At 67.5% G+C, this 21867-nt stretch carries 13 protein-coding genes and 1 pseudogene; 3 read left to right on the forward strand and 11 right to left on the reverse strand.

Annotation, left to right across the window (positions count from 1 at the left end):
- Positions 1-454: 454 nt before the first annotated feature.
- Both ACRC20_RS05135 and ACRC20_RS05140 read left to right on the forward strand, forming a co-directional pair.
- Complete coding sequence (locus ACRC20_RS05135; RefSeq protein WP_438685271.1) at positions 455-7255, forward strand: SDR family NAD(P)-dependent oxidoreductase; 6801 nt, start codon at positions 455-457, stop codon at positions 7253-7255.
- 302 nt (positions 7256-7557) lie between these two features.
- Positions 7558-8988, forward strand: coding sequence for a hypothetical protein (locus ACRC20_RS05140; RefSeq protein WP_438685272.1), 1431 nt, complete (start codon positions 7558-7560; stop codon positions 8986-8988).
- 95 nt (positions 8989-9083) lie between these two features.
- On the opposite strand, the gene ACRC20_RS05145 is transcribed toward ACRC20_RS05140, so the two are convergent.
- The 9 genes from ACRC20_RS05145 to ACRC20_RS05185 form a co-directional block, all read right to left on the reverse strand.
- Positions 9084-9638, reverse strand: coding sequence for a YdcF family protein (locus tag ACRC20_RS05145; protein ID WP_438685273.1), 555 nt, complete (start codon positions 9636-9638; stop codon positions 9084-9086).
- Entirely contained in the window at positions 9635-10912 is a 1278-nt protein-coding gene (locus ACRC20_RS05150) for a glycosyl hydrolase family 28-related protein (RefSeq protein ID WP_438685274.1), read from the reverse strand. The genes ACRC20_RS05145 and ACRC20_RS05150 overlap by 4 nt, the downstream gene beginning before the upstream one ends.
- 72 nt (positions 10913-10984) lie before the next feature.
- Positions 10985-11209, reverse strand: coding sequence for a hypothetical protein (locus ACRC20_RS05155; protein WP_438685275.1), 225 nt, complete (start codon positions 11207-11209; stop codon positions 10985-10987).
- Positions 11206-12459 carry a hypothetical protein gene (locus tag ACRC20_RS05160; protein WP_438685276.1) on the reverse strand — a complete coding sequence of 418 codons (1254 nt, stop codon included), beginning with the start codon at positions 12457-12459 and terminating at the stop codon, positions 11206-11208. Before ACRC20_RS05160 ends, ACRC20_RS05155 begins: the two co-directional genes overlap by 4 nt.
- Positions 12449-13843 carry a hypothetical protein gene (locus ACRC20_RS05165; RefSeq protein WP_438685277.1) on the reverse strand — a complete coding sequence of 465 codons (1395 nt, stop codon included), beginning with the start codon at positions 13841-13843 and terminating at the stop codon, positions 12449-12451. Before ACRC20_RS05165 ends, ACRC20_RS05160 begins: the two co-directional genes overlap by 11 nt.
- Positions 13827-14831, reverse strand: a complete 1005-nt coding sequence (locus tag ACRC20_RS05170; protein WP_438685278.1) for a CgeB family protein — start codon at positions 14829-14831, stop codon at positions 13827-13829. The genes ACRC20_RS05165 and ACRC20_RS05170 overlap by 17 nt, the downstream gene beginning before the upstream one ends.
- Positions 14828-16078 carry a lipopolysaccharide biosynthesis protein gene (locus ACRC20_RS05175; RefSeq protein ID WP_438685279.1) on the reverse strand — a complete coding sequence of 417 codons (1251 nt, stop codon included), beginning with the start codon at positions 16076-16078 and terminating at the stop codon, positions 14828-14830. The genes ACRC20_RS05170 and ACRC20_RS05175 overlap by 4 nt, the downstream gene beginning before the upstream one ends.
- Complete coding sequence (locus tag ACRC20_RS05180) at positions 16075-17247, reverse strand: glycosyltransferase (RefSeq protein WP_438685280.1); 1173 nt, start codon at positions 17245-17247, stop codon at positions 16075-16077. Before ACRC20_RS05180 ends, ACRC20_RS05175 begins: the two co-directional genes overlap by 4 nt.
- On the reverse strand, positions 17244-18290 hold the full coding sequence (locus ACRC20_RS05185; protein ID WP_438685332.1) for a glycosyltransferase family 4 protein: 1047 nt from the start codon (positions 18288-18290) through the stop codon (positions 17244-17246). Before ACRC20_RS05185 ends, ACRC20_RS05180 begins: the two co-directional genes overlap by 4 nt.
- A gap of 732 nt (positions 18291-19022) precedes the next feature.
- On the opposite strand from ACRC20_RS05185, the pseudogene ACRC20_RS05190 reads away from it, so the two are divergent.
- Positions 19023-20089, forward strand: a pseudogene (locus ACRC20_RS05190) (glycosyltransferase).
- A gap of 47 nt (positions 20090-20136) precedes the next feature.
- Here the strand turns inward: ACRC20_RS05190 and ACRC20_RS05195 are convergent.
- Both ACRC20_RS05195 and ACRC20_RS05200 read right to left on the reverse strand, forming a co-directional pair.
- Positions 20137-21561 (reverse strand): sugar transferase, encoded by a 1425-nt coding sequence (locus tag ACRC20_RS05195; RefSeq protein ID WP_438685281.1) that lies wholly within the window; start codon positions 21559-21561, stop codon positions 20137-20139.
- Between the two features lie 15 nt (positions 21562-21576).
- The gene (locus ACRC20_RS05200) at positions 21577-21858 is read right to left on the reverse strand and encodes a hypothetical protein (protein WP_438685282.1); all 282 of its coding nucleotides are present in this window, start codon (positions 21856-21858) and stop codon (positions 21577-21579) included.
- Positions 21859-21867: the final 9 nt, after the last annotated feature.

Below are 21867 nucleotides of genomic sequence, written 5' to 3' on the forward strand. Positions count from 1 at the left end.
TTAATGCAGGATTCGGGCGTGTCGATATTATTTTAATAATGCCTATGGGCCATCCTCGGCATCCTGGAAAAGCGGAGGCTCCTCTGGTCGCGCCGCGCTCGTGTCGAGAAGCGAAGACGGATCAACACGCCTGTTCACTGCCATGTTTCTGCTTTCCGCAGGCGGGCGGTTCGGGAAATTTCGAAATAATCCGCGGGCTGGTTCGACTCGTCGTTCTCGGTTCCGCTCGATGGGGATTGCGCAATCTCTCGACGCGGATCGAGAATAAGACATCGGGGGCTGTGAGAAAAGCCACTTCCCGAATTCGCGATCAAAGCGCTAGACTCCGGCTATGTTCAGAAATGGCTTCGGGCGCTATTAAAATAAAACCAGGCATTATTAAAATAATTAATACGGCTCTGAGGCGTTTAGTGTTGAATTTCGGATGCGCCCATAAAGGACTGAGGAGTAAGCGATGACGGCTATTGCGGTTGTTGGAATCGGATGCAAGTTCCCCGGCGGGATCGACGATGCGGACAGCTTTTGGGATTTCGTCCTGAACAAGGGCGACGCTGTGACTGACATTCCGAAGGACCGCTGGGACGCGGACAAGTTCTACGACCCGGACCCTGAGGCTCCGGGCCGGATGTACACGCGGGCGGCGAGCTTCCTCACGCATCGTTTCCAGTCGTTCGACGCGGACTTCTTCGGGATCTCCCGGAAGGAGGCCGCTATCCTGGACCCGCAACAGCGACTACTGCTCGAGGTCACGTGGGAGGCGTTGGACGACGCGGGGATCGCCGGGAAGGTCGCAGGCACGGACGTTGGCGTCTTTATGGGCGGTTTCACGAACGACAACGCCGTCAGCCGCGGCATCACGAACAAGCTTGAGAAAATCAACAACTTCGCGGCGTTCAGCGCATCGCAGACCTTGCTCTCGAACCGCGTCTCGTACACGCTCAACCTGACCGGGCCGAGCATGACCGTGGACACCGCTTGCTCTTCCTCCCTCGTCGCGACCCACCTCGCGGTGCAAGCGATCACCTCTGGCGAATGCGATGTCGCGCTCGCTGGCGGTTCGAGCATCATCTTCCAGCCGGAGACGTTCATCACCATGTGCAAAGGCCGGTTCCTCGCGGTCGACGGCCGGTGCAAGTCCTTCGACGCGGCGGCGGATGGCTACGGGCGGGGCGAGGGCATCGGCGTGGTCGTGCTCAAGAGCCTCGAGCAGGCGCGGCGCGACGGCGACCGCGTGTACGCGGTCCTGCGGGGCAGCGGGGTCAACCAGGACGGCAGGACAATGGCATTGCCCGTCCCCAACCCGACGTCGCAACGCCAACTCGCCGAGCGGGTGCTCAGGGAAGCGGAAGTCGACCCCGCTCTCGTCGGATTCGTCGAGGCGCACGGGACGGGCACTGGAATCGGCGACCCGCTGGAGCTGTCGGCGCTGGGCAATGCGTACGGTTTGGCCGAGGGACGCACGGAGCCGCTGTTGATCGGCTCGGTGAAGAACAACTTCGGCCACACCGAGGCCGCCGCAGGCGTGGCGGGCCTCATCAAAGCCGCCCTCACCGTGCAACGGCGGACCATCGCGCCGCAGGCCGTCTTCAACGCGCCCCACCCGGACGTCTCGCTCGACTCGCTGCGGGTCCGGATCCCGACCGAGGCCGAACCATACCCCGACCTCGGCGGCCCCGCGCTCGTCGCGGTGAACAGCTTCGGCTACGGCGGAACCAACGCCCACGTCATCCTCGAAGAGCCCCCCGCGCCCACCGAGAACCAGTCGCCCACGCGCGACAGCGTGCGTGTCTTCCCGATCTCCGCGCGCAGCGGCTCGTCGCTGCACGACACCGCCCGGGACTACGCGGAGCTGCTGCGCTCCGACCCCACCGAAGAGAACGCGCAGCGGCTGAAGACGGGCGTCGTCGGGCGCAGGGCGCAGCACTTCCTGCGAAGGGGTTTCATCTACCGTGACGCGGGCGATTTGCTCGAGCAATTGAGCGCGTACGCGCAGAGCGACGAACCTGCGCCGCCGCGCGTCCTGTTCGGGGGGATCACCGACCCGGTGTTCGTCTTCAGCGGCATGGGCCCGCAGTGGTGGGGGATGGGGCGCAGCCTCTTGGCGCGCCCTGGTCTCTTTTTCGACATCGCCCAGGACATCGATGTCGCGTTCGGCCAGGTGTCCGGCTGGTCGCTGATGGCGGAGCTCCTCCGCACGGAGGAGTCCTCCCGCGTCACCCGCACCCGGATCGCCCAGCCTGCGAACTTCATGATCCAAGCGGCGCTGGTGAAATATCTCGAGCAGTTCGGCATCCGGCCCACCGCCGTGGTGGGCCACAGCGTCGGCGAAGTCACTTCGGCGTATGTGAGTGGCGCGCTGTCGTTGGCCGACGCCGCGAAGGTCTCGTTCCACCGCGCCCGCGTGCAGGCGAAGACCGAGGGCACGGGCGGCATGCTCGCGGTCGGCCTCGGCGAGCAGGACGCGGAGCGCCGCATCGAACGTTTCGAGGGCGCGGTGTCCATCGCCGCGATCAACGGCAGGGGCGCTGTGACGCTGGCGGGCGACTCGGGCGCGCTGAGCGCGCTGCACGACGAACTTGTGGCCGAGGAAGTCTTCGCCAAGGCGCTGCGGGTGGACGTGCCGTATCACAGCCATCTCATGGACCCGATCCTTGACGAGCTCGCTGGAGCGTTGACCGGGCTCGTCCCCCGTCAGGCGAACATCCCTCTCTATTCCACGGTCACCGGCGGGCAGGTCGACGGCAAAGAGTTCGCCGACCCGGCCTACTGGCAAAAGAACGTCCGCCAGCCCGTCTTGTTCGCGGACGCCGTCGACAAGCTCATCTCGGACCGCCACTGGGTGTTCCTCGAGGTCGGACCGCACCCGGTGCTCACGGGCAACATTCGCGAGGGCTTCGTCCACAACAACATCTTCGGAGCGGCGGTCTCGACGCTGCACCGTGACAGAGACGCCGAAGAGGCCGTGCTGCAGGCTGTCTCGGACTTGTACGCGGTGGGTTCGATCGACGTTCCTGGCGAGGTCGACCTGTACCGCAATGGGACGGTCGAGCACATGGACCTCCCGAAGTACCCATGGGTCAGGGAGGAGATCTGGGAGGAGGATCCCTCGACGCTCAGCAGTCGCTACGGCGACTCTGACCGCTTCGCCCTGCTCGGGGACCGGACCGGGGAGCTGCCGCCGACGTGGGGGCTCACTTTGGCCCCGGCGAATCTGCCATGGCTGCCCGACCACGTCGTCGCGGGCACAGTCGTGCTGCCGGGGACCGCGTACCTCGACGCCGCGCTGAGCGCTGTGCGCCAGCGCACCGGCCACACGTACGCAGGCCTGGACGCAGTGGCCTTCACGACGGCGCTGATCGTCGGCGACCAAGATGTGCCCATCACCCGTTTCGTCGTGGACAGGTCCACGAACCGGTTCAGCTTCAACGGCCGCTCGAGCCACACTGAGCTGTGGACAGAGCACGCTCACGGCAGGCTGGTCGAGGCGAGCCTCGGGAGCATGAAAGTCGACATTCCCGCAGCGTCCGAGAATGACGAGGTCTTCGAATCCGAAGCCATCTACGAGCGGCTGAGGGCGGCCGCGCTCTCCTATGGTCCGGCCTTCCAGCGGATTCGCAGTGCCCGGGTCACCGGCTCCACCTGCGTCGCTCAGCTGGAGAGCCCCGATCTGAGCGAGACCGGGCCCGCTTCGCCGTACTCCGTGCATCCCACCATCTCCGACGCCGCGCTGCAGTGCATCGCGGTCGTCCTCGCTGCGCGACCGGAGCTGCTCGCTGTGCAGACGGCGCATATCCCGGTCGCAGTGGAGCGGGTGCGGCTGTACCACGAGGTGCCCGAGAACCCGCTGGCCGTTGTGGAGGTGACGGGTTCTCGGCCGCTCCGCGCGAACGCGTACCTGGTCTCCCCGGACGGTGATGTCGCCCTTGCCATGATGGGCGTGCTGCTGCAGCCTGTGGGACCTGCTCCTGATCCCTTGGAAGAGCTCGACCAGCACTTCTACGAGCTCAAGTGGGAACTCGCTGATCCGGAGCCGGAGCAACCGCAGGCGGAGGCCGAGCAAGTGGAAGGCCAAGAGGCCGAGCAACCGCATGTGGAAGGCCAGCAAGCGGAAGACCAGCAAGCGGAGGGCCAAGAGCCCGAGCAAGCGCCGCGGCTCGACCAGGCCGCCCGCGCCGAGCAGCTCATCGAGCGGCGCTTGGCCGAGCGTCGACAGGCCGAGCAACCGAAGGTGGATGGCCAGCAGCCGGTTGTGCTCGAAGTCCAGGAAGCCAACGCTGTGGTCGAGGTCGGCGACGTGTCGGCCTCGGTCGCCGAAGGCGTTCGTCGAACGGCCAGCGGTGAAGCCTCCGTCATTCGCCTCGCCGCAGGAGCGTCACAGGACCAGTCGGCGGAGCTGCTCGAGGCTCTCGGCTCCGTGTTGAGCCGCGACTCGTTCCTCAGAGTCGTCGTCGCCTTCGGCACGACGAACACAGCTGAGGAAAACCTCTACCAGCTCCTCGCGGTGACCAAGGCGTTGACCACGATCAACCCGGATAAAGAGGAGCCCGACGCGGCGGCCTCGGAAGAACAGGCAGCTGCTCTTGAGGAGCAGCCCGTCGCCCCGGAGATGCAGCTGGTCATGGTGACCAGCAAAGCCTTGGTCGCCCCCGGCGACAGCGATCTGGACCTCGCCCAGGCGCCCCTGGTGGGCGCACGACGGACGTTGGCCAATGAGAAGGAGAGCGTCCAGTGGTTCTTGGTTGACCTGCCTGGGTCGGCGACGGCGGACGAGGTGGCCGCCGAGGTCGGCGCGGCAGGGACGAGGATCGATCTCGACGAGGTCGCCGTTCGCGGGGGCCGGCGATGGACCCAACGACTGCGTCGGTCGCTGTCTGATCTCACAGCGGTGTGGGACCAGCCTGTGCAGTCCACGGACCCCGATGTGGCTTACGAAATCCAGATGCCGAAGTCGAGACTGTTCAAGGATCTCGCCTTGCGCGAATGCGACCGCGTCGAACCCGGGTCCCGGCAGGCGGAAGTCTCCTTCCAGTCCATGGGGCTCAACTTCAAGGACGCGCTCAAGGTCGTTGGGATCTTGGGGGAGCGCGAGCTCGAAGGCACATTCTTCGGCACGAAGCCCGTCATGGAGACCACCGGCGTCATCACGCGAGTGGGCCCCCATGTCGACGAGCTGGTGGTCGGCGACCTTGTCGTCGTCGCCGACAGGTCGACCCCGTTGCGCCGCTACGTGACGTTCGAGCTCGACGGCGACACGCCATGGGCTCGTCTGGAGGAGGACAAACTCCACTACGTCAACAGCGACCCGCTCACGATCGGCTCGGGCCTGCCGTACATCGCCGCCGTCCACGCGTTCCGCAACCTGGCCAGACTCCAGCCCGGAGAGAAGGTGCTCGTGCATGGCGCGGCCGGGGGCACGGGCATGGGCGCGGTGCAGGTCGCGCTCCGCATGGGCGCGGTCGTGTACGCGACCGCGGGCAGCGAGGAGCGGCGGCAGGCGGCGTTGGACCTCGGCGCGACCGCAGCCTTCGACTCCCGGTCCGTCTCATTCGTCGACGATATTCTGCGGGTGACCAACGGAGAAGGGGTCGACGTGATCTACAACTCCCTGCCGGGCGAGGTCCTCACGCAGAACTTCGAAGTCGCTGGGGAGTTCTGCCGGATCGTGGAGATCGGGAAAGCAGACATCCTCTTCGGCGGCGCGGTGGAGCTCAAACCGTTCAACAAGAACCTGGCGTTCTACTCCGTCGATATGGACCGGCTTATGCTGCGGCGGCCGCAGGAATTCCGGGAGCTGCTGCGGGAGAGCGTCGCGCTGTTCGCTGTGGCGGGTGAAGAAAGATTCTTCAAGTTGCTGCCGTACACGAGGTTCCCGGTGGCTGAAGTCGTCCAGGCGTTCGAGGCAGTGTTCAAAGCCGCGCATATGGGGCGGATCGTGATCGACTTGCGCGACCAGCTCCCCATGGTGCTGCCGCGTAAGCCGCAACCGACCCCCATGCGCGCGGATGGCTCCTACCTCATCACGGGCGGCTTCGGGGCGTTCGGCCTGGCGACCGCCGGGTCGCTCGCCAAGAAGGGCGCGACCCACCTGGTCCTCGTCGGCCGTAGCGGAGCTGCCACGGACGAGGCGCGGACCCAGATCGAAGCGCTTCGGGCCAAGGGCGTGCATGTCCAGGAGGAACAGCTCGACATCACGGACTACGAGCAGGTGCGCGATCTGGTTGGGCGGCTGGAGTCGTCGGAGCACCCGCTCCGGGGTGTCTTCCACGCCGCTGGAGTCGTCAACGACCAGCCGTTCGGCGAGATCACGTTGGACGCGCTGCGGGAAGTGCTGGCGCCCAAGGTCACCGGGGCGACGAACCTCGACAAGGCGACGCGCGAACACGATTCGCAGCTCGACATGTTCGTCCTCTACTCCTCGATCAGCGCCTTGGTGGGCATCGTCCCGCAGGTGAGCTATGTGTCGGCGAACAGCGCGTTGGACGCCTTCGCCGAGTGGCGGCACTCCCTCGGGCTGCCTGCGACGTCGATCAACTGGGGCGCGATGAGCGGCGGCGGGATGGCTGAGACTTCGGATGCGGTCATCACCTATCTCGACTACCTCGGGATGAAGTTCATCGACATGGACGCCGGAGTGGAGCTCATGCGGGAGTCCTCCCGTTTCGGCCTCCCGCACGTCTCCCTTGTGAGCGCGGACTGGGAGCGGTTGCAGACCACGATGCCGGTGGCCTTCCAGAGCAGCCGTTTGGCGCATCTGCCCAAAGAATCGGCCTCGATGTCGGACGAGCAGGCGGAATTCCGCGCCATGCTGTTGCAGCTGCAACCGGAGGAGCGCGGCCCAGCCGTCACGCAGGTGCTGGTGGAGCAGCTCGCCGAGGTTCTTGAAGTCGAACCGGCGACCCTGGACCCCCGAGCCCCCATCGTGGACCTCGGGATCGACTCCCTCATGGCGGTCGAGTTCGGCGCTCGGGCCGCGAAGCGCTTGAACATCCAGGTCGGCGCGCTCCAGTTCACCCCGGATCTGACGCTTGAGCGAGTTGGCAACCGGGTTTCCGACCTTCTCATCCAAACGGCGAACGTGGAGGACGCGGCTGAACGCGATGCGTCGAAGCGCGCTCTGCAGAAGCCTCATCCGCCGCAGCAGAACGCAGCCAAGGACGATGCTGTGGAGGCTGTGGAGAACGGCTCGGCGGGGCACAATGCCGGGAACGGCTCGGCGGAGCACAATGCCGAGGAGCGCGACGCGGTCAGGATGTGAACTGGGATCTTTCGATTCCTGGCCGGGGCGAGTGGATGCGAACCACTCGCCCCGGACCCGTCTCGCTCGGCGCCGCCTGTCGAAACCCATCGAGGCGGCCCGCCGATGCCGCGCGGAGAGCGGTTCTTCGGCGACGTGGGCGTGGTCCTTCCGTCGGGCCGGATCGTCGTGGGAAGGCCAGGGGGTGCGGTCCATGTGGACGGACATGAGGAAAGCCGCGAGCATTCCCGACGACCTGCCTCCTGATTCCCATGAACGACCGGAACCACACTCGGCGCAGGTCATTCCTTGGAGGAGAGCCGATGAGCCATAGGAGAGCCGACGAGCCGCCCGATAGTTTCGCGGGACGGACGGGGAGCGATGCCGCCGCCTGCGCGATGACGCCGAGCAGGCTGCTGCCTCGGGACGACTGGGGCGTGCGCACGGACCGCCTCTTGGGCGCTCCGTCGGTGTTGGCCTTGGGATGGTATTTCGAAGCGGCGATTGATCCGGCTGTTCTGTCCGAGATGCGCGACCGCTTGATGCGAGGGCCGTTGAGCCGTGTGGTCAAGCGGATTCGGATCCCAGGCGCGAGGGATCGTTGGGCGCAGTCCCCGGCGGCGGGGGCGATGTCCTACTCGGCTGAGCCGATCAAAGCGGGGCATGTCTTCGACTGGCTCGAAGAGCAGCGGGGGGCGCCCTTGGATTTGTGCCAAGGGCCCGTGTGGCGGTTGACGGCGACCACGGTCGAGGGCGGTCACACAGTCGTCCTTCTGCTCGTCCATCACGCGGTTGCCGACGGGCACGGCTTGATCAACGCGTGGGCGGCCGCGGCGGAGGACAGGGTCGTCGGCGAGTTGGTCGACGACGGGGGGCTGGCCGCTGATCTCATGGACGGCCTTCGGCAATGGCGCGGGGCTGCGATTGGGGCGGGGAAGCTGGCGCGGGCGCGGTCGCGACGGAAGGCCGAGGGCCGGGCCGAATCGCCTGCCGCCGCCCGCCAGGCGACCACTGCGGGGGACCTGGACCACGAGCCGTCGCCCTCTCCGACGTTCTTCCCCCGGCAGGCCTACCTGGAGTTCGCGCCCGACGAGTTCCGTCGCGCCGCTGCCGAGCGGGGCGGCACGGTGAACAGTTTGTTCATGGGGATCGGGGCGAGGCTGCTCGTGGCCTCAGGTGTGATCCCCGAAGGGCGCACGGTGGAGGTCTCGCAGCGGGTGAGCGAGCGCGCCGAGGGGGATTATCGCGGGAACGTCATCTCGGGAGCGTCGTTCTTCGTCGACGTTGGTCCCTCGTTGTACGAAGATCTGCGGCCGATCAGGGCCGCGAGCAAAGAGGCGCTGCGGCAACGGGCGACCGGCGAGCACAACTTCGCCGAGCTCGATTCGCCGTTGATCCAGGCGATCCCCGACTGGCTGTTCGCCCGACGGTTCGGCAGGCGGCCCAAGAATCCGAGCAGGGCGCTCTGCACAGCTTCGAACATCACCGTGCCAGCAGACGCGGTCGCCGTGCTCGACGGGAAGCGCGCGCGCTCGTTCTACCCATCGTTCGCGCTGCCGAAACAGGACGAGGCCGAGTTGTGGCGGAGGTATTCCAGCGCGATCCAAGTCGTGCTGTTGGACGTTGGCGAGGAGATGACGCTCATGGTCGAAGGGCGCAATCCCGAGCGGCACGCGGTCTGCCATGAGGAGTTCGTCGTTTCGCTCGTCGAAGAATGCCGCAGATGGGGGCTCACGCCGCTGCGCGCCCTCTAGAGGCGTTCGGCTGCAACGCAGGCCGTCCGGGTGCGCCGAAGTTTCATGGCTGGCACAGCGTGGCGCGAGCGGAAGGAGCTCTTTGCGGCCACTTGTCAGCATCCGTCTTGGGCGAGCGCGTTGAGCCATCCGCCGGTCTGGTAGGCCCATCCGTACGCGGAGTCCCCAATGCTGCGCCGCTCCGGGTAATCCGTCATCTGGAGGTCCCCCGCGAAACATCGGCGGACGATGTAGCGCGCCCGCTCGACATGCGCGGTCGTCGTCACGACGATGATGCTGCGCCAGCCCCGCGAAGCGGCAAGACGGCGGATCTCCTGGGCCTCTCCGCGCGTGGTCCACGGAACCGGGAGGAAGCAGGTCAGCCAGGTGTGTGTGCGGGCCGCGCAGATCCTTCGCATGGCAGGGTCGTCCGGCCCGACCGAGTTGGAGAGCACGACCTGCGGCGCGAGGCCGCGCTCGCCGAGCTCGATCCCATAGCGGAAACGTTCGTACGGGACCCCGCCCAGCACGACCACCGCGTCCGCGGCACGCAGCGGCGAGTCGAGCGAGGGCGCGACGTAGACGGTGCGGATGAACACCGCCGCCGCGAGCGAGAGGAGGGCGACGACGCTGAGGAGGACTCGGCGGGGCCGGGACTTGCGCCAGCTCATTTCGGCGGGGTTTTGCCCAACGGGCGAGTGGTGAGATTCCCGCTCGTGTCGACTGCCAGCTGCCAGTAGCTTCCTTCGGGGTCGGCGAGGACTGGGGCGGCCAGGGAGGAGTCCGCGACGATCGGGGCCGTCATGGTCATCGGGGTGATGACCCGGCCGCCGAGACTGCCGTGCCGGGTCGTCACGCTCCAGCCCGCCGGGAATGCTGCGATCGGCAGGTCGTCGCTGGTTCCGGAGATCAGGCCGAGCGCCACCCCGTTGGGGCATCCGGCGGGGTCGATGTCGAGCGCCCGTGGCCCGGCCGTCTGGCCGGTGTCCTCGTCGAACGAGATGTTCGCGAGGTACGGCTGGCGGCAGTAATTGAGCGCTATTCCAGTTTTTCGCGCGGCGATTTTCGCGTTGACCAAGCCGAATTGCGCGGGACCGCCGCCTGCCGACCCGATGGAGGCGGCGATGTCGCAGCCTTCGAACCATACGTTCGTCAGGAACCAGTCGTTGGCGGCTCCGTCGATCCGGATATGCGCTTCGGTGCTCTGTTCGTCCCCGTCGGAGACGAACTCCGTGTTCGTGATCGACAGGCCTGCGGTGTGGTCGCCGCCGGAGCCGAGCACGCTCGTCCGGTTCACTGTGAACTTGCAGTTCGTCACGTAATTCTGGATGCACTTGGTGGTCAGGCCCACGCCGAAATTGTTGATGTCGCAATTGATCAGGCTCGTGCCGCCGGTGTTCTCGTCGAGCACGAGTCCGCGCTGCTCCTGGTACTGGGGGAAGTTCGCGCCGACGTGGTTGCCGCGCAGCGTCACGGTGTCGAACGAGCACCGGAAGGAGTTGCTGAGCCGCACCGCCTCGCCTGCGGGCCCGGTGACGAAGATCCCGAGCCGGGCGAACGAGACACGTTGCTTGTCGCGCAGGGCGATGAGCGTGCGGTCCCCCTCGTAGAGCAGGACGCTGAGGCCCGGGCCGGCGCCGGTCAGCGTCGCGAAGTCGGGGAGCTCGGGGAACGAGGTCACCCGATATGTGCCGGTCGGGAAGTGCAGCGATACGTGGTCGCCCCCCGACCGCACCGCCTTCTCGACGGCGGCAGTGTCGTCGGCCTTGCCGTCGCCCACCGCGCCGAAGGCCATCACGTTGGCGGGCTCGGCCGTCTTGTGGCCGTTCTGGGCCGGATGGTCGGCGGAGCACGCCGCGGCGGCGGCCGCGGAGGCCCCGGCAAGGCCCGTGCCCACGCCGTATCGCAGCGCGCCGCGTCTGCTGATTCGAGGACGCTCAGTCATGGGCGGCTTCCACGCGAGCGGCGGGGGAAGGGGATGCGTCGGGGGAGTCGGTCCTGGCGCACTGCTTCAGTATTACAGGGCGGATGGCGTCGTGCATTGTGGGAAGACTCCGAAGTCGTGGGCTGCCGTCTTTGCGAGGGGGCGTTCGTGCCGCCACGGCCATTCGGCCGCATTGACCAGCGCGGCGGCTCTGGCCAGGCCCGCGTTGGCAGTCGAGAGCAGGCGGGCCGTCCCGGACAGCGGCGCGTCCTCCGGGCCGAGGCAGGGATGCGGCTCTCGCGCCGCCTGCGGGGTCATCGGGCGCGCCTTCGGCCTGCCAGTCCGGCGAGCCATCGCGCGGCTGTCGCGCGTCGTGCGACGACGAGCAGTCTGGGGAAGTCCTCGGCGAAGCCGAGGCCTGCTTCGGACCGGTAGGCTTTGGCTGAGGCTTTGCCGGGTTTGACGACGAACAGCCGCACCGCGTCAGCGAGCGCAGTTCCTTCGACTGGCGTGATCCCGTCGACCAGGGTGTGGTCGTAATCCGAGGACAGTTGCGCGAGGACTCGCCGCGCGTTCGCGGAGGTGAGCAGGTCGGGCAGGTCCGCGCGCGCTCTCCCCGACGGGACCACCGCGACGTTCCCCGCTTCTGAGGGCGGCGCCTGGAACTGGTGCGGCCCGCCGGATCGCACCAGCTCCGCCAAGCCCTCGCTGTCCGCCATGCCTCGGGCCGAGGTGGCTCCGCCGAGGACTGGCCGCGCGTCGACCACGAGCACGGACGCCCCAGTCGCGGCGATCGCTTCGGCGACGCGCTGTGTCGTCGGCCAGCTGTCCGCGCGGATACCGGACACCGCGACCAGCTTGCCCGCGTTTTGGGCCGAGAACAGACGTGCCCGGATCGCGCGGGGCTCGTCCGACGGCAGCGGTTCGGAGCCGAAGACGTCCGCGAGGCCCTGCTCGCTCTGCACTCTCGGGTCGAGCCGGGTCAGGAGGAGCACAAGGGCCGAGCCGAGGACGAGCCCGCCGAGGCCGCCCGCGGCGGCGAGCTTCGTCGTGCCCGGTTTCGACGGCGTCGGGGGAGTGGATTGGACGACGGAGATCAGACGGGTCCACGCCGGGACGCCGGGGGCGGGGGTTTCGAGGATATCGACCTGCTGCACCAATTGCCGGGTGGTTTCCGCGGCCAGGTCGGAGGCGAGCCGTTCCGTTTCCGCCGTCGCAGTGACGTCGAGCAGCAGCGTGCCCGGCGCGAAGTCGACCGACAGGCGCGCCGCGACGTCGTCCGGCGTCAGCGCGATTTGCAACGCGTCGATGACTTTCTGCGTGACCAGGCGGCTCTTGGCGAGCGCAGTGTACGAGGCCATCTTGTTCTGCGCGGCCTGCCCGGCGTTGAACGCGTCGCCGCCGGAGGTGCCGCTGTTGTTGACCACCACGTACGACTGGGATGTCGAGGAGTAGGCGACGGGCTTCTTCGCCGCGTGCTCGTGGCCTTCCCAGGCCCCGAGCACGGCGAGCCCGAGGACGATCCACCATCCTCGTCTCGCGATAGCGATCATTTCGTCAAGGCTCATTGCGGTTCCTTCCCGATTCGAGGGTATTGGCCGCGCGTTTCCGCTCGCGGAGCTGTTGGGAGAGCCAGATCGACGCCGCGATGATTCCCGCGATCGCGCACTGCTGGACCGCCTTCCCGAGGGTCTCGGTGATGCCGAGCACGCCTCGCTCGAACAACGGCGGCAGCGAGACGAACAAGACCCCCAACGTGATCACGGCGGGGTTGCCCCGAGACCGTAGGCATCGGGCGACCAGCGCGATCATCCCGAGCACGAACAACGACTCCAAGACGACCCCCGTCGTTCCCGCCAAAAGGTAGCCCTCGTTCAAATGGCCTTCCGCGAGGGAGACGGAGACCGTGCTCATGTCCACCGACTTCCCCCGGACGTGCTGCGCCCAGTCGGGGCCCGACTGGACCTTCACGACTCCGAGCTGTTGGGGCACGAGGTTGACGACGGCGCTGCTGGCGATCTCGGACGGCTGCTTCCACGACCTGCCGTCCATGTAGTAGACGTCGGTCGCGGCCTCGAACAGGTCGAACCGCCGGAAGATCGACAAATACGGCCGCACGGGCTCGGGGTAGGACACGTTGTAGGTCAGACCGGCTGAGTTCACCATGCTCGCCGAGCGGCTCGAGGACTTCATGGCCTGCATCCAGCCGAACAGGCTGACGACGGCGAATCCGCCCGCGCCGATGCCCAGGAGCTTCGTCCGGTTCAGCCCAGTCGCCAGATAACGCACGGCGAGGGCGAGCACAGCCCCCATGAACGGGCTCTTCGATTCCTCTGCGATGCCCCAGACCAGTTGGCTGGCCGCGAAAAACCCGATCACGGCGAATTCTGTCAAGATCGACTCTGCGCGGAAGTACAGGATGATCCCGAGCGCGCCGACAGAGCAGAGGTTGCTCAAGATGTCGAGATACGGGTTCGCGTTGTGGACCTCGCCCGCTTTGCCGATCGCTCCGCTGAGATAGGCGGCTGCCCGTGCGAGCATTCCGAGCGACCACATGGCGAAGAGCGTCCGCATGGTGAGCGGGGATTGCCGTGGCAGGGGGTCGGGCGCCGGACCGGCGAGGCGGAGCGCCGCCACGAACATCGCGGCGAGCGCCACGTAGACCCAGAGGCTCTCTTCCACGTGGCCGAGCACATGCGCGACCCCGTAGTCGTAGCCGATGTTTTTGAGCCGGGGGTCTGCGATGTTGTCGCCGAAGCTCGGCTCCGGAGTCGTCTGGAGCAGCAGCGCGGAACGTCCGACGAACGCCATCCCCCAATAGACGACCTGGGTCAGGAGCAAGAGGCGGACCACGCCTTTGGCCATGACGGCCAGGAACGCGAGGACGGCGAGCGCCGCCGCGACGCGCCAGATGGCGGCATATCCTGGGGAGAGGTCATCGAAGCCGGTCAATGATCGCCTCCGCCCGGTCCTGGTAGCTGTGCCCGCCCTCGACGATGGCGCGGCGCCCGCGCCCGGCCACCGCTTTGGCGAGCTCGGGGTCGGCGGCGATCCGTTCGACGATGTCCACCAGCTCTTCCTCGCCGTCGAACAGGAACGCTTCGGTTCCGTCGTCGAACAGGTCCGCGTGCTCGACGGTCCGTTGCCCGACGAACAGGCCTCCCGCCGCGGGGACTTCGAAGGTCCGACAGGTGTGGGTGTCTCTGTTGTCCGAGTTCAGGAGCACCAAGTTGGCGAGGATCGAGCTGATCGCGCGCGACAGGTCCTCCCCGTATTGGGCTCCGGCGACCCGTGCTCCGCTGGTCCTCGACGCGAGGTCGCGCTGCCAGCCGGGACCGGCGAGGTAGAACCGCCCGCGGTATCGCGCGGCGAGCCTGCGCAACAGCCCCGCCCGGTCCGGGCGCAGCGCTCCGACGAATCCGGCGAGGTACTCGCCGCCTCCGCGCCGGGCCACGGGGCGGTGCCAGGCCGGGTCGTACGCGCTGAGCACGAAGACCACCTCGCGCGCGCCCCGCGCGCGCAGCTCCCCGACGTTGTGGGCTTTGGTGGTCACGATCACGTCCCACCTCGGCTCGGCGGCAAGGTACTCCGGAGTGGTGTTGTCAGGGTTGGACACGTCGTCGGCGCTGTAATGGGCCTTGAGCGGGACGGGCAGCGAGAGCAGCCGCTCTTGGTCGAGGTGGATCGACTTGTACGCGAAAAGAAGGTCGGGGCGCAACGCGGCGGCCGCCGCCGCAAGCTGCTCGTGCGCCTCGCGGACGGAGCGAGGGTCGCGCCGTCCGGTGGCCTTGGCGTAGCACCAGGAAGGGGTCCCCCGCCTGGGCAGGGTCACCGGCGTGGTGTCCACGACGGCGATGTCGTGGCCTGCCAGGCGGAAGCCGTCGGCGAGCGAGCGGGCGTTGCTCCCGTACCAGTCGTCGCCCGCGAAGAGGATCTTCATCGCGTCGTCCCCATTCCGGCGGGCAGGGGGGACGGGCTCCGGCACACGCGTCGGGCCCGGAAGAGGTAGAACAAGGCCACAACTGTCTCGGCTCCGACAATGCCGACGACCACGGTCGTCGGCGAGTGGTCGCGCAGGGCGGCCAGCAGCGTGGCGAGGGCGACGCCCGCCCCGATCAGGGACCCGTAGAGGACGCCGATCGCGTCGGAGCGAGTGGGGAGCACAGCTGTCGAGAAGAACGAGGCGACGGCCATGCCCGGCAGGCTCCAAGCCTCCAGGCGCAAGAGCGGGACCGAGTCGGCAAAGGCGTGGCCGAAGAGGAACGGCGCCGTCCACGGCGCGGACAGGCTGACCGCCGCCGCCGCAGCCACGCCGATCAGCGCCACCGCTCTGGCTCCGCGCATCGAGGCCGCGAAGAAGTCGTCGCTGGTCTTGCGTCGGGCCATTCTGGGGATGAGGCTCCATCCGATGGCGTCCAAGAGCGCGCCGACCGCTTGCACCGGGCGGTCGCTCGCGGAGAACAAGCCCATCGAATGCGCGGAGAACGCCGACGCGAACACAGTGGCGGACCCTTGCTCGTAGGTGTTCTCGAGCAGCCTGGCTGTGAGCACCGGCCTGCCGGTGCTCACGAGTTCGGCGACGCTCCTCGGGCGTCCGGGCGGTCCGTAGCGCCGGATCGTGGCCGCCCACGACCCGATCACCGGGATCAGCGTGGACGCGATGAGGCACAACATGGCCGTCGCGGGGGTCGGGAAGCGTGGGAGGAGGGCCAGCAGCGCTACGAGGTAGAGGACGCGGCCTGCGGACTGGAGCAGCATGGTCAGGCCGAATTTGTTCTTGCCGAGCAGCACCCAGTCGTCGCCGGACGAACTGATCGCCCCGCCGAAGAGTCCGAGCGCCGCCATCTGCAGGACGAGGGGCGCTCCGGTCGCCCAGGCGGCGGCGCACCCGCACCAGAGGATGGCGACGACAGAAAGCCTCAGACCGATGAAATCGCCCCGTAGCTGGGACAATCCAGGCTCGTCGACACGAGCGGCGAGGTACGGGACGATGCCGAGGTCGGTGATGAGCGACCCGAGGAAATAGGTGGACATGGCGACCGCGAGCAAGCCCATGCCGCTCGGCCCCAGCAGGCGGGCGGACAGGGGCAGTGTCACCAAGGCGGTGAGATACTGCCCGTACTTCCCGAACGACACGTAGCCGATATCGCGGACCACAGCCAGCGCCCCGCGAATGTTCTTGCTCATCGCGTCCCCTCCCGGCCGAAGGGCGCGATCCGGGGGGCCACTTGCCGCAGCAGGCCTGCGGCGGAGCCCGCGACGGTTTCGAGGCTGAAATCACGTGCTCTCGCCGCGCCCGATCCTGCGAGAGAGGCCCGCAACCCGGCGTCCGCCACGAGCCGGTCGATGGCCTCAGCCAAAGCACGGGGGTCGCGCGGGGGGACCAGGACGCCGTCCACGCCGTCGGTGATGATCTCCTCTGGCCCGCCCGCGCCAGCCGCGATGACCGCGCGCCCCGCGGCCATCGCCTCGACCACCACCTGGCCGAATGGCTCGGCCAGCCGAGAGTAGTGGATCGCCACGTCGGCCCGCGCGACCTCGCCCAACGGGTCGTCGGTGTGTCCGACGAAGACGACGCGGTCGGCGAGCTGGAGCAGCGCCGCGAGATCTCGCAGGGAGCGCGCGTAGTCGTCTTCGCCGAAATGCGATCCGCCGACGAAGGCGAGGGGGGCCTGGGTCGTGGTCTGGGCCAATGCCCGCAGGACGAGGTCCTGCCCCTTCCACTTGGTGAGCCTGCCGACCATCACGAGCCTGGCTTCGGCGGCAGGGCGTTGCGCTCGGGGCTCGGGGATCCCGCACAGATCGACGCCCGGATAGCTGACGACGGCGGGCCGCCGCCCCGTCCACAGGGTGGCGAGGGTGCCTTTGCTGTTGGCCACGAAGCCGTCCGCTGCGAGAAAGCCGATCAGGCGGACGACAGGCGCGAGCCAGCCGAAGTATTCGCGTGTGATCCGGTCGTGGACATGCCACACGAGCGGAACGCGGGCGCGCCTGCTTGCCACCACGCCTATGAGCAGCGCTTTCGTGGATTCCGCGACGACGACTGCGCCGTTCGCGCCGAGGATCGCTGCTCCGACCGTCCAGCCGGACGCGAGCATGTGGAATCCGCCCCGGACCAGCCGCGCGAACGATCCGCCGATGGTGACGTCGCGGCTCGCGAATGCTGTCGCGAGGACTCTCGTCGGGACTCCCGCGTCGGCCAGCGCGCCGCTGAGCGGTCCAGCCTCGGTGAGGACGGCGGAGGTGGCGAGACCGAGGCGCCCCAGCGCGGCCGCGAGCCGGACGAAGGCCAGCTCGGCTCCGGACATGGCTCCGGTGTGCGAGAGGAACACGACGGAGCCAGGGCCCCGGCTCATAGCAGCGCCTCGCGGTAGAGGGCGACATGGCGCTCGGCGGCGAGCGCCCAGGAGAAGGACTCCGCGTGGGCGCGGCACTGCTCGACAGCGGGCCGGTCGCCTTGCAGGGCTCCGACGAGCCGCTCGGCCAGCGCGACGGAGTCCTCTCCGGGCACGATGAGATCGGGGGCGAGCCCGCGCACCGAGTCGGGGAGGCCTCCGACATCGGTGACGATCGGGGCCCGCCCGCTCGCCAAGGACTCCAAGGCGATGAGCCCGAAGCCTTCGAGCGAACGGGTGGGGACCACGGTGACCGTCGCGTCGCGATAGGCGGCGGCGAGCTCGGCCTCCGTCTTCGGGCCGAGAAGGGAGACCGAGCGCTCCAGGCGCAATGCGGCGATATGGGCGGCCAACTTGTCCGCGATCGGTCCTGCGCCCACAATGTCGAGGCGGGCGTGCGGCACTGCGGCCAGGACGAGGGGCCATGCGTCGAGCAGCACATCGAGCCCCATGCGGCGCTCTAAGCGGCGCACGCAGAGAACTTTCGGCGCGTTGTCGGGGATCGGGGTCGGAGCGAATCTGTTCAGGTCGACCCCAGGGGGGATCGTCGTGATCCGGGCAGGGTCCACGCCGTACTGGGCCGCGAGCAGGCGGCCGAAGAACTGCGACAGCACGACGAGCCGCGTGCTGCGCCGGTAAACCGTGGTCTCGATCAGTCGTTTGACCGATGAGGCCGTGGCGCCTTGCCCGGAAGCGAGGCTCTCGAGCGCCCATGGGCCGTGGAAATGCGTGACGAGCGCGGCTCCCTTGGGGGCGGGCGGGCCGTAGAGGGCGAAGTGCCGGTCGAGGACATCGACGCGTCGCGGCAGCGCGCGGCGCGCGGCGGTGATCCGCCGGGACAGGCTCCCGCCATCAGCTCCCCATGTGGTTCCGCCAAGGTCTGGCTCTCCGAACGCCGAGGCGGAGACCCGTACGTCCGGGCGTTCGCGCAAGGCGGCGAACAAAGCGGAGAAGTAGCGCGACAGCCCGCTGGGCAACGTCTGGAACCATTCGGAGCCTGTCATATGGATGTCGAGCGTGTCCGAGGGCTGTGTCGTCATAGCCAAGCTTTCGCCGTCACGCGGGAACCGGCTTTTCACATGTCGAGCGCTCCGGCAGGCGGAGCGCCCATGGCGGTGCATCCCCCGCGTTGTGGGCGGGCGGCGATGGAAAAGGGAGTCGGGGAGTGACGATTAGAACGATTTCCATGAGAACTCTTCTTTCGGCTTCGCGCGGACTCCGCGCTATATTCCGGGGAAGCGGCAATGCGATGCAGGTCGTTGCTCGCTGTCGAGCCTAACAGAATAATGTGGCGCCACACAGAATGGTTATCGTAAGATCTCGTGTGATTCGAGCAACAGGGGCCGGATGCATTAATTTAATGAGAGTGTTTTTATTTTAATGAAGCAGTAGTTCCGGGCGAAATGTCTTCATGGAAGGCCTCGCGCGTTCGGCGCACAAAAACCCATGGGTGTTCGCCCGTCGACCCCGAAAGTGTCCCGAACAGGGCCGATTCGCACTTCATCGGCCCCATTTCCCGTGCGGCCGCGAGCGCCGTTCTGGCTGTCGAAGAAGCGCCCTGGGTCGAATTTCAGGAAAGTTAATTTAAAAAACGGCCTTTAATTAAAAACGAACTTTAGCCCCGATTTCTTCGATGGCGCTCACGGTCGAGGCTCTTCGAAATATCTGATAAGGTTTTGTGACACTGTGTTTTCTATGAAATATTCTTTCCCGCGACCTATGGAAAAACCTGTGAGATGACGGTATCACGCATTGCTATAGTCCATGAGCGGTGGACAGAGATCGGCGGCTCTGAGAATGTTGTCGAGCAGCTGGCGCTCGAATGGCCGCAGGCTCGAGTCTTCGTGCCGTTCGCCGACCCGGCTTCTGTGCGGGGCACGATGGCCGGGCGCGTCGTCGTCAGCCCCGCGGACCGGCTGCACCAGGCTCTTGGCCGCAGATCGCACGTCCCCGTCCTCCCGATTGTGCCGTGGGCGATGCGGCGTTGGGACTTCGGCGAGGCCGAAGCGGTCCTCGTGAGCCACCACGCTCTGGCAGTGGCTTCTGTGCAGGCCACGGAGCTCCCAACGGTCGCTTACGTCCATTCGCCCGCGCGTTGGGCGTGGGATCCCGCGATGCGCGACAGACCGTCCGGGCCGAGTCTGCCGCCGCGAAGCGGATCACCCGGATCGTGGCCAACTCCACCGAAGTGGCCAGACGAGTCGAGCGTTGGTGGGGCCGCGAGTCGACCGTGGTGCACCCGCCCGTCGATGTGGACCGCTTCGTGCCGGGCGATCCCCGTTCGCGCGAGGATTTCTTCCTGGTCGCGGGCAGGCTTGTCCCGTACAAGAGGGCCGACGTGGCCGTGCGCGCCGCCCGAGAGGCGGGCGTGCGTCTCGTGGTCGCAGGCGACGGCAGGCTCGCCGATCTGTGCCGTTCCTTGGCCGGGCCGGAGACCACGTTCCTCGGCAGAGTCTCGGACGAGGAGCTGGTCTCGTTGTACCAGCGGGCGAGGGCTCTGGTGATGCCGGGGATCGAAGACTTCGGGATCGTGCCGGTGGAGGGGATGGCGTGCGGGACGCCGGTGATCGCGCTGGGCGAGGGCGGGGCGCTGGACACGGTCGTTCCGGGCGTGTCCGGGCAGCTGGTCGAGCCGGTTCCGCCGGGCTCCGCCTCCTCGGAGGAGACGGTGTCGCGGTTCGCCGAGGCGATGCGCGGCTTCCGGCCGGAGGATTTCGACCCTGCCGAGGTCCGGCGGCACGCGGAGGGCTTCTCGAAGGCCCGGTTCCGGCAGCGCATGCGCGCGGTGGTGGAGACGTTGTGACGGGCGGAGCCGGCGGCGGCGTGCGAGGTGGCGAGCGCCGCCGCGCTCTAGCGTCCAGTGCCGAAGAGCACCGCCCCTAACGTCAGCACGATGATCTTCACATCGAGCCACAAGCTCCAGTTCTCGATGTAGAAGTTGTCGTACATGGCCCGGTCCGCGATGCTCGTGTCGCCCCGGAGCCCGTGGATGGCCGCCCATCCGGTGAGGCCGACAGGGACGCGATGCCGCGCTTTGTAGGAGGGGATGGTCTCGCCGAACTGGGCGACGAAGTGCGGCCGCTCCGGCCTCGGGCCGACCAACGTCATCTCGCCCCGCACGACGTTCCACAGCTGGGGGAGCTCGTCGATCGAGAATTTGCGGATGAAGGACCCGAACCGGTTCACCCGCTGCGTGTGGTCGGGGGACCAGTCCGTGTTGCTCGCTTGCTCGGGCACAGGGCGCATCGACCGGAATTTGTACAGCAGGAACGGTTTTCCGTTGCGGCCAATGCGCTCCTGCTTGAAGAACACGGGGTGCCGGGGGGCCTGTGCTTTGACCACCAGGGCGACAGAGGCCAGCAGCGGCGAGAGGATGAGGATGCCGAGCAGCGCCGCGACCACCGAGAAGACTCGTTTCGTCTGCCAGTGGATGCTGCGGAAGGCGAGCCTGCGCACGCGCACCAGCGGAATGGTGTGCAAACGGTCCATGTCCCGGTCGAGGTGGACGAACTCGTACAGCCGGGGGACGATGTAGATCTCGACGTCCAGCTCGTCGCATTCGCGGAGCTGGTCGACCAGCGCCCGGTCGTTCTGTTTGGTGAACGCCACGACGACCACTTGGATCCTGGCTTTCGTCACGATGTTGGGGAGGTCGTCTGCGTGCGCGATCACCGAAACACTCTCGGGCCAGGACTTGCGCATCGGAGCGTCGTCCATGACGAGCACCGGTTCGAGCCCGTACTCGGGGTGCTCCGCCGCGCTTTGGACCAAGATTTGCGCCACCTTGCCGCCGCCGATGACCAAAGTCCGCGCGCGATTGCGGACATCGCGACGCCTGAGCGCGCGCAACACCGCGAACACCGCCACCCTGACGAGGAAGAACACGATGAAAGTGAGCAGCGCGCTGATGATCCACCACGACACCGGATGCGGATCGTGCCACGCGAGGATGAGCATGAACGGCGTGACCATCCAGCCGCAGGCGACCAGTTCGGGCAGTGTGTCGAGCGCCGCGAGCGCCATTCGTCTTCGGTAGACCCCGAGCGCTTCGGCGATCGCCACCACGGCCAACGGGCCGACGAAAACCGCGACCCAAGCCGGGCCCGCGTGCCAGATCGACTTGCGATCGAGGTTCCAGGTGTGGGAGATGCTCGCGACTGTGACGAGGGCGACGAAGTCGAGGAGCCCTATCGTCGCCATGTACGGGCTGTTGCGCTGTCGCCAGATTTTCTGTTTCCGGGCGACGGCGGGGCGCGCCAAGACAGTGGTCAGCATGGGAGGCCCCTCGGGCTACCGCGCGATGATCGGGTGCTCGTGCGGCGGCAGCCGGTCGGCCGTCTGAACGCTCATGTGCGGCGTCCCGCTGTTCGTCGGGAAGGTTCTGTTCGACGGTTTGCCGAACTCGTCCTGGTTACGCACGTCGTTGCGCCTGCTGATGACAGGACTGCCGGGATCGCCAGGCATCGGAACGATCGGAGGGTCGGCCGATGCGGCGCCCGCCGAGCAGCACACGGGCACGAGCCCGAGTATCGCGACGGCGAGCGTGCGAGGTGCGGTTCGCGATCGGATCATGAGATTGCT

The organism is Segniliparus sp. (assembly GCF_051660745.1).
Taxonomy (GTDB): domain Bacteria; phylum Actinomycetota; class Actinomycetes; order Mycobacteriales; family Mycobacteriaceae; genus Segniliparus.